13 protein-coding genes are annotated in these 12,026 nt (G+C 59.6%); 12 read left to right on the top strand and 1 reads right to left on the bottom strand.

What is annotated here, in order from left to right; translation table 11 throughout:
• The first annotated feature begins 126 nt into the window (after positions 1 to 126).
• From G5229_RS16075 to ppa, 3 genes are all read left to right on the top strand, one after another.
• Entirely contained in the window at positions 127 to 1,008 is an 882-nt protein-coding gene (locus G5229_RS16075) for a LysR family transcriptional regulator (protein ID WP_216979467.1), read from the top strand.
• Positions 1,009 to 1,118: 110 nt separating this feature from the next.
• Entirely contained in the window at positions 1,119 to 2,699 is a 1,581-nt protein-coding gene (locus tag G5229_RS16070) for a DUF3369 domain-containing protein (RefSeq protein ID WP_421209619.1), read from the top strand.
• A gap of 216 nt (positions 2,700 to 2,915) precedes the next feature.
• Positions 2,916 to 3,446: an inorganic diphosphatase gene (gene ppa / locus G5229_RS16065; protein ID WP_005335667.1), complete on the top strand. Its 531-nt coding sequence runs from the start codon at positions 2,916 to 2,918 to the stop codon at positions 3,444 to 3,446.
• 28 nt (positions 3,447 to 3,474) lie between these two features.
• Here the strand turns inward: ppa and G5229_RS16060 are convergent, their stop codons facing one another.
• A complete protein-coding gene (locus G5229_RS16060; protein ID WP_167557563.1) occupies positions 3,475 to 3,822 on the bottom strand; it encodes a hypothetical protein in 348 nt (115 codons plus the stop codon).
• Positions 3,823 to 3,961: 139 nt separating this feature from the next.
• On the opposite strand from G5229_RS16060, the gene G5229_RS16055 reads away from it, so the two are divergent.
• The 9 genes from G5229_RS16055 (at position 3,962) to G5229_RS16015 (ending at position 11,912) form a co-directional block, all read left to right on the top strand.
• Positions 3,962 to 4,852 carry a hypothetical protein gene (locus G5229_RS16055; protein ID WP_167557564.1) on the top strand — a complete coding sequence of 297 codons (891 nt, stop codon included), beginning with the start codon at positions 3,962 to 3,964 and terminating at the stop codon, positions 4,850 to 4,852.
• A gap of 220 nt (positions 4,853 to 5,072) precedes the next feature.
• A complete protein-coding gene (locus tag G5229_RS16050; RefSeq protein ID WP_005343253.1) occupies positions 5,073 to 5,615 on the top strand; it encodes a YtfJ family protein in 543 nt (180 codons plus the stop codon).
• A 44-nt stretch (positions 5,616 to 5,659) separates the two neighbouring features.
• Positions 5,660 to 5,959 (top strand): DUF2607 family protein, encoded by a 300-nt coding sequence (locus G5229_RS16045; protein WP_100645133.1) that lies wholly within the window; start codon positions 5,660 to 5,662, stop codon positions 5,957 to 5,959.
• 31 nt (positions 5,960 to 5,990) lie between these two features.
• Positions 5,991 to 6,593 carry a DUF2796 domain-containing protein gene (locus tag G5229_RS16040; RefSeq protein ID WP_088868496.1) on the top strand — a complete coding sequence of 201 codons (603 nt, stop codon included), beginning with the start codon at positions 5,991 to 5,993 and terminating at the stop codon, positions 6,591 to 6,593.
• A gap of 4 nt (positions 6,594 to 6,597) precedes the next feature.
• The gene (locus G5229_RS16035) at positions 6,598 to 7,287 is read left to right on the top strand and encodes an ABC transporter ATP-binding protein (RefSeq protein WP_005335686.1); all 690 of its coding nucleotides are present in this window, start codon (positions 6,598 to 6,600) and stop codon (positions 7,285 to 7,287) included.
• A complete protein-coding gene (locus G5229_RS16030; protein WP_021229567.1) occupies positions 7,281 to 8,528 on the top strand; it encodes an ABC transporter permease in 1,248 nt (415 codons plus the stop codon). Before G5229_RS16035 ends, G5229_RS16030 begins: the two co-directional genes overlap by 7 nt.
• A 31-nt stretch (positions 8,529 to 8,559) precedes the next feature.
• On the top strand, positions 8,560 to 9,033 hold the full coding sequence (locus G5229_RS16025; RefSeq protein ID WP_026034852.1) for a DUF3299 domain-containing protein: 474 nt from the start codon (positions 8,560 to 8,562) through the stop codon (positions 9,031 to 9,033).
• A 104-nt stretch (positions 9,034 to 9,137) separates the two neighbouring features.
• Positions 9,138 to 9,998 carry a TIGR03899 family protein gene (locus tag G5229_RS16020; protein WP_047439578.1) on the top strand — a complete coding sequence of 287 codons (861 nt, stop codon included), beginning with the start codon at positions 9,138 to 9,140 and terminating at the stop codon, positions 9,996 to 9,998.
• A 276-nt stretch (positions 9,999 to 10,274) separates the two neighbouring features.
• On the top strand, positions 10,275 to 11,912 hold the full coding sequence (locus G5229_RS16015) for a PAS domain-containing methyl-accepting chemotaxis protein (protein ID WP_421209616.1): 1,638 nt from the start codon (positions 10,275 to 10,277) through the stop codon (positions 11,910 to 11,912).
• Positions 11,913 to 12,026: the final 114 nt, after the last annotated feature.

The following is a 12,026-nucleotide window of genomic DNA, read 5'->3' as shown; positions in this document are numbered from 1 at the left end:
TGGTAAACGGGGAGAAGCAACTCGCGACAATCGCTCAGCGTCGATTATTCCGACGCCACAGGTTTGCCTTGCCTTGGTTCGGCACGCTAAGGTGATGGTGAAAAACTCCGCCATGGTCTGTAAAACATGAAGCTATATCAGATAGAACTCTTTGTAGAGTCAGCCAATAGCGGCTCTATAGCCAACACCGCCCGTCGTCTCGGCAAAAGCCGCAGCGCTGTCAGCACCTCCATCGCAGCACTGGAAGTTGAGCTTGGCGTCGAACTTTTCGAACGAGGAGCCAATCAGAGTCGCCTGACCGAGATCGGCGAGCTGGTACTTGATGATTGCACTCGCCTGCTACAGGCGGCCAACAGCTTGCAGCAGAAGTGCAAACATTACGCCTCGGGTGCCGAAGTGGCGCTGCGGGTTGCCCGCGATGACGCCATCCCCGAGCAAGTGTGGCGCGAGATGCTGGCCAGCCTGCACAACCAGTTTCCCGGCACCAGTATCTCGCTGGTGCTTGCCTCTCCGCCTGAACTGCCAGCGCTGGTTGAAGAGGGGTTCGTCGATGCCGCATTTGGCCTTATTACCGAGGATCAGGAGCGCAGCGGCCTCAACATCGATCTGCTCAACCCGATCCGCACCCTGATGGTGGTGGCGCCCAGCCATCCGCTGGCCGGACTGAAGCGGGTCAAACAGCAGGATCTGACCGATCACACCCAGGTAACTCTCTCGTATGTAGATGAATTTTCTGTAAAAAGCCTGCTACCTGTGGGAGGCCAGCATATAGGTCTCTCCAGCTTCGAGTTGATGCGTAACGCGGTCCTCGATGGGCTGGGCTGGGCGGTGCTCCCCTCGCCACTTATCCAGAGCCAGCTGCGACAAGGCACCCTGCTGACCCTGAAGCACAAGTTCAGCCTGCAGTGGCGAGACTATGGCGTCTATCTGGCAGAAAATGCCTATCACGGCAAAGTATTGGCCTGGTTGAAAAAATCGATCCAGAGTTATCTTGAGCCTTTCGAGTAAAGATGAAAGAGGCGGTGCCAGCTCACGATATCTGCTTATCCTGATGATCCTGACAGAGGTGATCGTGCATACTCTTCACATACTCATTGAGCGCCGGAGGCGTAACCGATATGAGCAGTGCCCAAGACAAGGACGATATCTGGCTGGATGACGACATCATCGAACTCGATGATGAAGAGGTCGTGGTCCCCAAGGCACTCAATCCCTGGCAAGTGCTGATCGTGGATGATGAGCCGGATATTCATCACGCCACCCGGCTTGCCCTCTCCAATATTCAGTACAAATCTCGCCCGCTGGAGCTGCTCAACGCCTACAGCGGTGCTGAAGCCGCCACCATGCTGGAGGCCAATCCCAGGATTGCCCTGATCCTGCTCGATGTGGTGATGGAGACCGAAGATGCCGGTTTGCGGCTGGTGCACCGGATCCGCAACGAGATGCGCAACTCGCTGGTGCGGATCGTGCTGCGTACCGGCCAGCCCGGTCAGGCACCGGAACAAAGGGTGATCCTCGATTACGATATTAACGACTACAAAACCAAGACCGAGTTGACGGTACAAAAACTCTTCACCACCGTCATCGCCTCCCTTCGCTCCTACGAAACCCTCAGCGCCATCGACAAGAGCCGACAGGGACTCGGCAAAATTCTGGAGGGCGCGGGCGATCTCTACCATCTCCATTCACTCAAGGAGTTTGCTTCCGGCGTGCTCAAACAGATCAGCGCCATTCTCGATGTGGGCACCGAAGGGGCCATCTGTGCCGAACGCCGCCCAGGAGAACATGGGCTTGAGATCCTGGCGGCAACCGGAGACTACGAGGCGCTGCTGGAGGAGAAGAGCCTTGATGAATTTTCTGCCCTGAAAGAGTCGGTCATGAAGGCGTTAAACGAGCGCTGCAACCGCTTTGAACACCCTCAGGATTCCCTCTATATCGCCGCCCAGAATGGCCGCGAGTTCGTGTTGAGCTTCACCCCGACCCAGCCTCTGGATCCTCTCGAGTGCGACCTGCTGGATGTCTTCTGTCAGCGCATCTCGGCGGCCTACGACAATCTCTATCTCTACAATCAGCTGCTGCGCGCCCAGGAGGCCACCGTGGTGGCGCTGGCGGCGCTGGCAGAGTTTCGCGACTCCGATACCGGCGAGCATGTCTTGCGGGTGCAGAAACTCTCGGATGCCATCGTGGCCGAATTGAAGCAGATGGCAGCCTACCCGGAGCAACTGACCCCGGAGTTTGTCGAGATGATCGGCATGGCCTCCATCCTGCACGATGTGGGCAAGGTGGGCACCCCGGATCATATCCTGCACAAGCCCGGACGTTTCGACCCGGAAGAACGGGCCATCATGGAGCAGCACGCCGGTATCGGCGCCAATATCCTGCACAAGGCGGGCGAAATGGTGGAGGGAACCAGCTACCTCTCGCTGGGGGCAGAGATCGCCCGGGGCCACCATGAGCACTTCGATGGTAAAGGCTACCCGCAGCAGCTGGCAGGCCAGCAGATCCCCCTGTCGGCGAGGATTGTGGCGGTGGTCGATGTATTCGATGCCCTGCTCAGCAAGCGCCCCTACAAAGAACCCTGGACGCTGGCGCAAACCATGGAGTATATCCAGTCCCGCTCCGGCACCCAGTTTGACCCTCATGTAGTGACAGCCCTGTCGCGACTGGTCAACGAATCGAGACTCCCCTACTCGCTCTGACCCTCGTTGCTCGCAACTCCACATGCCCTGCCGGTCACCAAGGTCAGCGGCAGGGCATCAAAACAGCCGTTTTGTTGCATCCCGCACACATCAACGCGCCGCAAACCGGAAACATCCCCCTTCTTTGTTAGCGATAGCCGCTGAAATATGGTCATTTAACATCACATCGCTATAATATCGGCCTGCAAACCTGATACTAACAACGAAGGAATTATCATGAGCCTGAACCTGGTACCGGCCGGCAAGAGCCTGCCCGACGATATCTATGTCATCATCGAAATCCCGCAGAATGCCGACCCGATCAAATACGAAGTCGACAAGGACAGCGGTGCTATTTTCGTCGATCGCTTCATGTCTACCCCGATGTTCTATCCGTGCAACTACGGCTACGTGAACGCGACCCTCTCTCTGGATGGTGACCCCGTCGACGTACTGGTTCCGACCCCCTACCCGCTGTTGGCCGGTTCCGTCATTCGCTGCCGCCCGGTTGGCGTGCTGAAGATGACCGACGAATCTGGCGAAGATGCCAAGATCGTTGCCGTACCACACTCCAAGCTGACCAAGCAGTACGACCACATCCAGGATGTGAACGATCTGCCGGAACTGCTGAAAGCCCAGATCCAGCACTTCTTCGAGCGCTACAAAGAGCTGGAAGCGGGCAAATGGGTCAAGGTGGAAGGTTGGGGCGACAAGGCCGCTGCCGAAGCCGAGATCAAAACCTCTGCCGAGCGTTACGCTGCCAAGTAAGCATCACTCGGTTTGTAAAAAAGGCGCCTTATGGCGCCTTTTTTGTCGGTGTTTGCGGCAGCAGACCGGCCGCCTCTTCGGCAGGATTGCCCTGAATGTATATTTCACGGCCATCTTTCTGGTAGGGACGATAGTAATCACCGCCACAGCGATAGCCGCCGCCCGGCTGGCTCATCAGCTCGCAGTTGACCGGCAACACCTCCAGCCACTTGATGGCCTGCTGGTAGCGCAGCCACTCCTGCCATTCGTGTTCGCGCGCCAGCTGGTCACGCAGGGCAAAGGTATCCGCAACGGACATCCCCTTGTTGACGATCACCTGACCCGCCATGGCTGGCAGGCTGAGCAGCCCAAACAGCACTATGATCCAAGGCTTCATAACCCCTCCAGAGTGACTTAATTTCACAATTAAATTAAAAGTCACATCAATCTGTTATCCAGATCACAAAACGAAACATCACCAAAGTGGTGCCGGCTCACCTAGTTGTTAATTATCGTCCACGGCAGGAAGCACCACCATGAAGCTGACCCCCGCGCTGTTGCTCAGCCTCACTCTCTACACCACCCTTGGCGCCACAAGCAACGCCAGCGAGATCAACATGAGCTGGCAGTGGCAATCCACCGATGGCCAGCGCAAGCACTTCCAGCTGACCACCGACGATCAGGTGATGGCCGCCAGTCGCCACGAGATGAGCCTGCTGAAGGCCTCTCTCACCAATCCGCTGGAGACCCTTTACGCCTATATCAGCCCACGGCTCTACAACAGCATCAACCTGATCAATCAGAGCAGCCCCGAGACAGCTACCAAGTTTCGCAATCTGGAGCAGGCCTTCACCCTGCGGGACGACAGCATGGAGTCGCTGCTATTCTGGCAAGCCTACCAACAGTATCAGGAGGATGCCTTCTACCAGATGAGGGTGATACCCTGCGTCCATCCTGCCAATCGCAAACTGCCTTGCGTACGCCCCGATTACTCCCAGCTCTTCTACCACTTCAAAGGGCACCTCAAGCCACTGGCGCAGCAGTTTGCCGCCAAGGATCTCGCCACCAGCGTCAGCCTGATGCAAGAGTGGCTAAACGCCATCCCCACCCAGCCGGAGCAGCTGGATCACTTCGCGCCGCCGCTGCAGGCGTTGCAGGATAACAAGGCCGACAGCGACGAGAAGGCGCTGCTGATGGCCAGTCTGCTGGCGGAGCTGGCCCCGCAATATGTGCTCAGCATCATCTATCCGGATATCAGCATCGGCAGCGTCTCCCCTGCCTGGCTGGCCATTACGGCAGACAGTGGCGTACCCGGAGATGTGGTGGTGATCAACAATCAGCGCCATGTGCTGCTGACCGGCTCGTCCCTGCTGGCCCAGCAGATGACCATGGCCAAGATCCCCCTCATCAGCGAGTCGCTCTACTGACGCAGACAGCTCAGACCAGCAGCCAATTCATTGATTTTTATTGATGTCATGCCATCCTAGCCGCCCTTGCCAGCCAACCCCCTGACTGGCGGGGCGCCGACGCTTCTGAATTGCGATCTTATTTAACACTTTTTAAACAGATCCGATCAGTTTAGGATGAAGCTCGCCCATTCCCTCAATCCGAAACTCGTTATAACATAACAAATGGAGTGTCATCAGGATGAAACATCTCGTACTTACTTTGGCGCTGCTGCCATCTCTGGTCTTTGCTCACAACTTCAAGGATGGCAACCCGGTGCCGCTGGTCAATGTCAGCGACAAGGGTGAGCTGGTACTGAACGGCAAGGATATCGGCTACCAGCCGTGGCAGAGCACCTCGCTCACCGGCAAGGTGTTCCTGATTCAGCATATTGCCGGTCGCTCCAGTGCCAAGGAGCTGAACGCCCCGATGATCGAGGCGATCAAGGCCGCCAAGCTGCCGCAAGACAAGTACCAGACCGTTACCGTCATCAACAGCAATGACGCCATCTGGGGTACCTCCGGCTTCGTGAAGAGCAGTGCCGAGGACAGCAAGAAAGAGTTCCCCTGGTCCGCCATGGTGCTGGATGCCAAGGGGATGGCACGCAACGCCTGGGATCTGACGCCGGAAAGCTCGGCGATCATCCTGCTGGATAAAGAGGGCAAAGTGCTGTTTGCCAAAGATGGCCAGCTCGATGCCAACAACATTGCTACCGTGATGGGGCTCATCAAGTCCCATCTCTAAGTCAGAGAGAAAGGGCGCTGATGGCGCCCTTTCCATAAGGGTCTATGGGTCGTATCAAGCTGAAAATCTGGATCTTGCTGCTGGGCTGGTTATGGCTGCAGCCTGCCCTTGCCCGGCACCAGTTTGAATCCGCCCTGCCCGGCCACGACGACCATCACTGCCTGGTTTGCGCCCTCCATCTGGATGGCAAACAGGTCATCACCGCCACCCCCTATTGTTTCCCCGGTTCGACCTCTGTTCTGCCCGCAGTTGCAACCATGCAACGCTCGGCAGATACCGCCACGCTTCACAGCTATGCCATCCGTGCGCCGCCCGCCTCTGCTTTTCTCTATCCCTTTGTTTAATTTCGCTATTTGTTTTGAAAAAGGATTAAAGATGAAAGCAGTTACTCTGTTGCTGGCCGCTGCGGCCTTTGGCGCACACGCAAATCACGACGAACACGAGAGCCACAGCCACGGCGCCCACGAGCATGGCCACGGCCACCTCAATCTGGTGGTCGATGGCGACCAGCTGATGATCGAACTGCAGGCACCCGCAGCCGATCTGGTGGGCTTCGAGCACGCAGCCAAGAGCGATGAAGAGAAGGCGCAGTATGCCAAGGCGGTCGCCCGCCTCCAGCAGCCTGACGCCCTGTTTCGCTTCGACCCGGCCGCTGGCTGCAAACTGACCCAGCAGGAGCTGCAAGCAGCCAAAGAAGAGCATGATCACGACCATGACCATGACCATGACCATGACCATGACCATGACAAGGCTGCCAGCGACAAACATGAAGACCACCATGATCATGACGAAGCGGGTCACGCCGATATGGGCGCCATGTACACCTACACTTGCGCCACGCCGGCCAAACTGACCGGCCTTGAGGCGACCCTGTTCAGCGTCTATCCGAGCCTTGAGAAGCTGAGCGTGCAGGGCATTCTGCCTACCGGCCAGACCGCTGGCGAGCTGACCCCGTCCGCCAACAAGCTGAGCTGGTAACGCCATGAAAAAAGCCGTGGTTGAGATCCGCGATCTGGCCTTTGCCTGGCCAGGTGGCGACGCTGTACTCGATCTGCCCGCCCTCACCATCCGCGAGGGTGAGCGGGTCTTTATCAAGGGCCCGTCGGGCTCCGGCAAGTCGACCCTGCTCGGGTTGCTGGCCGGGATCCAGACCGCCAACCACGGCACCCTGGAGGTGCTGGGCCAACCATTGGCCCGGCTCTCTGGCCGTGCCCGTGACCACTTCCGGGCGGCCAATCTGGGTTATATCTTCCAGCAGTTCAATCTGCTGCCTTTTCTCTCGGTGCAGGACAACGTGACTGCTGCCCTCACCTTCTCGCCCGCCAAACGGGCCCGCCTGCAAGGGAGTCCGGAGCAGGAGGCGCGCCGTCTGCTGGCGGAGCTGCAACTGCCGGACGACGCACTGCATCGCCCCGTCCATGCCCTCAGCATCGGCCAGCAGCAGCGGGTTGCCGCCGCACGGGCGCTGATCGGCTCGCCGCCACTGGTGATCGCCGACGAGCCCACCTCGGCCCTCGATACCGACAACCGGGCGGCCTTTATCAAGCTGTTGTTCGAGGAGTGCGACAAGCAGGGCTCGACCCTGATCTTCGTCAGTCACGACCCTTATCTCGAACCCCTGTTCCCGCGGGTCGAAAACCTGCAACAGCTCAACCGGAGGGCATCATGCTAAAGCTCGCCCTGCAAAGTCTCTGGGCCCGCCGACTCACCGCCGGGCTCACCCTGCTGGCCGTCGCCATCAGCGTCACCCTGCTGCTCGGGGTGGAGCGGGTGCGCACCCAGGCCCGCGAAAGCTTCTCCAACACCGTCTCGGGAACCGATCTCATCGTCGGCGCCCGCTCCGGTCAGGTGAACCTGCTGCTCTACTCGGTGTTTCGCATCGGCAACCCCACCAACAACGTGGGGTGGGACTCCTATCAGGCCATCAAGCAGAAACCGGGCGTCGCCTGGACCATCCCGCTCTCCCTTGGCGACTCCCACAAGGGATTTCGGGTGCTCGGCACCAATGGCGACTACTTCACCCACCTGAAGTACGGTCAGCAGCAGTCGCTGCAACTGCGGGAAGGGCGGCCTTTCGAGACGCCGTTTGAAGCTGTGCTGGGCGCTCAGGTGGCCGAGAAGCTCGGCTATCACCTTGACCAATCCATCGTCATCGCCCACGGCGCTGGCAACACCTCCTTCAGCCAGCACGACAATCTGCCGTTCAAGGTGGTGGGTATTCTGGCGCCGACCGGTACGCCCATCGATCGCACCATCCATGTGCCGCTGGCGGGGATCGAGGCGATCCATCTCGGTTGGGACACCGGCCGCCACAGCAAGAACGTGACACCGGAGCAGGCGCTGGCGCAGGATCTCACCCCGAAAACCATCACCGCCTTTATGGTGGGGCTGAGCAACCGCATTCTGGCGTTCCAGCTGCAGCGCAGCGTCAACACCTATCCCAAAGAGCCGCTGATGGCGATCCTGCCGGGGGCCGCCCTGCAGGAGCTGTGGAGCCTGATGAGCGTGGCGGAAACCGCCCTCTCGGTCATCGCCGGTTTCGTGGTGGTGGCGGGCCTGATCGGCATGCTGACTACCCTGCTGGCAGGGCTTAACGAACGACGCCGGGAGCTCGCCATTTTGCGATCCCTCGGTGCCGGCCCCGCCCACCTGTTCCTGCTGCTGGCGCTGGAGGCCATGGCGCTGACCACGGTCGGTATCGCCCTCGGGGTCGCCGTGCTCTATCTGGGACAGGGGCTTGCCTCGCCCTGGCTGCTCAGCCACTATGGCCTGCAACTGAGTCTGGGGCTGCCGAGCGCCTATGAGTGGCAGTTGCTGGGGGTAGTCTGGCTGGCAGGCATGGTGATCGGCCTACTCCCTGCCGCCCGCGCTTACCGCTACAGCCTGAGCGATGGCATGAGCATTCGCGTCTAGCGAGACGCCCAAAATAGAAACAGAAGGACAGATGATGAAGTGGAAAATTGTGGCGCTGCTCGCCAGCCTGCTGGTGCTGCCCGCCCTGGCCGCCGATTACAAGACCATCGACTGGGATGTGCTCATCCCGGAAGGGGAAAAACTGCTGCCACCGCCCCAGGTCAATCACGAAGATCCCATGTCGGTGCCGCAACCGGTGGGCGGGGTAAACAAGAAGCTGGACAACCAGGATGTGCGCATTCCGGGCTTCGTGGTGCCGCTGGAGGGGGATGCCAAGAAGATCACCGCCTTCCTGCTGGTACCCTACTTCGGCGCCTGCATCCATGTGCCGCCGCCCCCCACCAATCAGGTGATCTATGTGAGCTACCCCAAGGGTGCGCCGGTGGATGATCTGTGGGACGCCATCTGGGTGAAAGGCAAGATGCGCACGGTCAGCTCCAGCCACGAGATGGCCACCGCCTCCTATTCGATGGAAGCGGTCGAGGTGAGCGTCTACGAGGAGTAATCCTCCCGTTGCAAAAAAAGCGGCCTCCACGGAGGCCGCTTTGTTATCTTGGCATCCCGGTTGGAGTAACATTCAGCTCCAGAACCTGTGCGAATGGAGTCAGCATGGCAGACCTCCCCCCCCCGAAGAAAGAGAGTTCGATCCTGAGCAGCCAGGAGCAGACCCTGCGTCTGGCGCGCAGTCGCGGCATAGACGGCATGCTCACCCGCAACACCGACAGCACCTTCGAACAGCGCGCCACCTTTCGCCATCTGGCGGATCAGGCCGCCCGCCAGCGCAATCTGGAAGCCATCATGGTGATGGCCTCCCGCCACTGCGAAGAGACGGCCGCCGGCGGCGAGATGGACAGCGACTGGCTGACCCGCTTCCTGCAACTGGCGGAAGATATCAGCATGGTGCCGATGCAGCAGCTGTGGGGGCGGATCTTCGCGCTGGAAGTCGCCACCCCGGGCCGCTTCTCCATCCGGGCCCTCGCCACCCTCAAAGAGATGACCCAGCGCGAGGCCCAGCTGTTCCAGCGCATCTGCTCGCTGACCTGCCACTACACCGGCAGCGACGAGCAACGACTGCTGCTGGGGCTGCACAAGGGGGCCACCCTGCTGAGTCGCGCCAAAGCAACGCGCCTTGGCCTTGGCAAATACCGACTGCCCTACAACGCCCTGCTGCAACTGTTTGAGCTCGGGCTGCTGCATCGCGCGGAGCTGGAGTCAGGCCCGCTGCCCGCCGATGGGGTCGAGCTGGAGTTTGGCAACCAGCGCTGGCGGCTGCAGTGCAAGCAGAACAACATCACCCTGCTCTACTACCGCCTCACCCCGGTGGGCAACGAGCTTGCCCAGCTGCTGCAAGAGTCACCGCTGGAGGAGTACCTGCAGGATCTGAAAACCGTGCTGGTGCAGGGGATCCAGATTGAAGTGATGCAGCTCGTCAGCGCCCCCTCCTCACCCGCTCCCGACCCTCTCCCCTGATCTCTGGCGGGGCAGCGGATGCCCCGTCGGTTCGTGGCTCCTTCGCATCCAGCTGCTGACTCCAAGCTCATGGGCTTGACCAGAATAGGTTGCAAATTGCAGATGCCGCAGAGGCACACCCCGTCAGCTCCGTTGCATATTGCAAACAACCACGCGTTTTTCCTCTCCAAACCTCGCTAATAACACATCAATCATTAGTTTTTGCCAGCTGGCCCGCCCTTTGCACATGTCTTGATGCAGATCAAAATTTAACCACCACAGCTCGGGAGCAAGGTCATGAGAATCAATCAACCGGTTACCCAAAGAGAACGTCTCTATCCAGACCACCAGAGCCTGATCTCCACCACGGATCTGGAGAGCCGCATCACCTACGCCAACGATGAGTTCTGCGATATTGCAGGCTTCTCGCTCGACGAGCTGAAGGGGGAACACCACAATCTGGTGCGCCATCCTGACATGCCGAAACAGGCCTTTGCCGATCTGTGGGGTCACATCAGGGATGGCAAGAGCTGGATGGGGCCGGTGAAAAATCGCTGCAAGAATGGCGATCACTACTGGGTCAGCGCCTTTGTCACCCCCATCAAGGATGCCAGTGGCCGGGTGGTGGAGTATCAGTCGGTACGCACCGCCCCGAGCGAGGAGATCAAACAGCGGGCCGAGAAGGTCTATGCCGACCTTCGCAACAACAAGCTGCCGCTGGCGCTCAAGTTGCCCACCTTCTCCCATACCCTGGCTATCAACCTCTGTCTGCTGCTGAGCCTGCTCGCCATGTTTGCCCTGGGCTACAGCCACGATATGAACTGGCAACTGGCGCTGGCCGCCCTGCCGCTGGCGATAGCGGCCATCACCCTGAATGCCCTCTCCCGTCGCCTCGGCAAGCTCAACAAGATGGCCCGCAGCCGCTTTGACAACCCGCTGATGCAGCTGCTCTACACCAACAAGGTGGACAACATCGCTGCCATCGAACTCTCGATGGTGATGAATCAGGCCGAGTTCAACGCCGTGCTGGCCCGCACCCAGCAGACTTGCAGCAAGATCCTGCAGGCCGCCGAGGGGGATCTGCGCAACGCCGAATCCATCACCGACAACCTGCAACAGCAGCAGGCCGAAACCAATCAGGTAGCCACTGCCGTGACCGAGATGTCGGAGTCCATTCGCGAGGTGTCGCAAAGTTCGACAGACTCCTCCAGCCTGCTGGATGAAACGGCCGTGCTGTTCAAGAGCGGCAACAGTAGCGTGGCCGAAACCGTGGCTGCCGTGGCAGGCATGAACAGCGAGCTGATCACCTCCAAGAGCGTGATCAGTGCGCTGGTCGGCCACTGCCGCGATATCGACGGCATCCTCGATGTGATCAACAACATCGCCAACCAGACCAACCTGCTGGCCCTCAATGCCGCCATCGAAGCGGCCCGGGCTGGCGAAGCGGGTCGCGGCTTCTCGGTGGTGGCTGACGAGATCCGCACGCTCGCCATCAAGACCCAATCCTCGACCAGCGAGATCCAGAAGATGATCACCGAGCTGCAAAACAGCTCTGGCGAGGCTGAGCAAGCGATGGAGAAGGGCTGCCAACTTGCCGACAGTTGCCAGCAGAAGGCCACCGCGACCGGCAATATACTCCAGCAAATCAACAATATGCTGCAGCAGGTCGCCTCCGGCAGCGGCCAGATTGCCCAGGCGGTGCAGGAGCAGTTCCACGTCACCGCCGAGATCAACCGCAACGTGCTCAGCATCAAGACCCTGGCCGATGACTCCAGCGTTGGCAGCCAGCACGCCGTGCACGGCATCACCCAGCTGGTAAACCAGTTGAGCGATCTCGACCGGCTGGTACGCCAGTTCCAGAAGGGCGCTCCGGCAACCCAGAGCCGCTACGAAGTGGCCGCCACCCGCGCCGTGCCGATACGCCAAGCCAGATAACAACTACACAAACAATCACCGCAGAAAAACCCTATGGGCCCAAGGGCCCATAGGGTTTATTAATGCCCGCCAGCAAGAGGGCGGTACTCTCGCTTCACTGTCCGATTTTCCCCT

It is taken from the genome of Aeromonas sp. 602396 (assembly GCF_049173735.1).
GTDB classification, from domain to species: Bacteria; Pseudomonadota; Gammaproteobacteria; order Enterobacterales; family Aeromonadaceae; genus Aeromonas; species Aeromonas veronii_A.
The sequence above is the reverse complement of the archived record's forward strand: the minus strand, read 5'-3'. Positions and strand labels throughout refer to the sequence as shown.

Excerpts from the sequence above, each read along its gene's own strand:
- G5229_RS16070 (WP_421209619.1), top strand. The coding sequence starts at position 1,119 with ATGAGCAGTGCCCAAGACAAGGACGATATCTGGCTGGATGACGACATC.
- G5229_RS16030 (WP_021229567.1), top strand. The coding sequence starts at position 7,281 with ATGCTAAAGCTCGCCCTGCAAAGTCTCTGGGCCCGCCGACTCACCGCC.
- G5229_RS16055 (WP_167557564.1), top strand. The coding sequence starts at position 3,962 with ATGAAGCTGACCCCCGCGCTGTTGCTCAGCCTCACTCTCTACACCACC.
- G5229_RS16040 (WP_088868496.1), top strand. The coding sequence starts at position 5,991 with ATGAAAGCAGTTACTCTGTTGCTGGCCGCTGCGGCCTTTGGCGCACAC.
- G5229_RS16045 (WP_100645133.1), top strand. The coding sequence starts at position 5,660 with ATGGGTCGTATCAAGCTGAAAATCTGGATCTTGCTGCTGGGCTGGTTA.
- G5229_RS16020 (WP_047439578.1), top strand. The coding sequence starts at position 9,138 with ATGGCAGACCTCCCCCCCCCGAAGAAAGAGAGTTCGATCCTGAGCAGC.
- G5229_RS16060 (WP_167557563.1), bottom strand. The coding sequence starts at position 3,822 with ATGAAGCCTTGGATCATAGTGCTGTTTGGGCTGCTCAGCCTGCCAGCC.
- ppa (WP_005335667.1), top strand. The coding sequence starts at position 2,916 with ATGAGCCTGAACCTGGTACCGGCCGGCAAGAGCCTGCCCGACGATATC.
- G5229_RS16075 (WP_216979467.1), top strand. The coding sequence starts at position 127 with ATGAAGCTATATCAGATAGAACTCTTTGTAGAGTCAGCCAATAGCGGC.
- G5229_RS16015 (WP_421209616.1), top strand. The coding sequence starts at position 10,275 with ATGAGAATCAATCAACCGGTTACCCAAAGAGAACGTCTCTATCCAGAC.
- G5229_RS16035 (WP_005335686.1), top strand. The coding sequence starts at position 6,598 with ATGAAAAAAGCCGTGGTTGAGATCCGCGATCTGGCCTTTGCCTGGCCA.
- G5229_RS16050 (WP_005343253.1), top strand. The coding sequence starts at position 5,073 with ATGAAACATCTCGTACTTACTTTGGCGCTGCTGCCATCTCTGGTCTTT.
- G5229_RS16025 (WP_026034852.1), top strand. The coding sequence starts at position 8,560 with ATGATGAAGTGGAAAATTGTGGCGCTGCTCGCCAGCCTGCTGGTGCTG.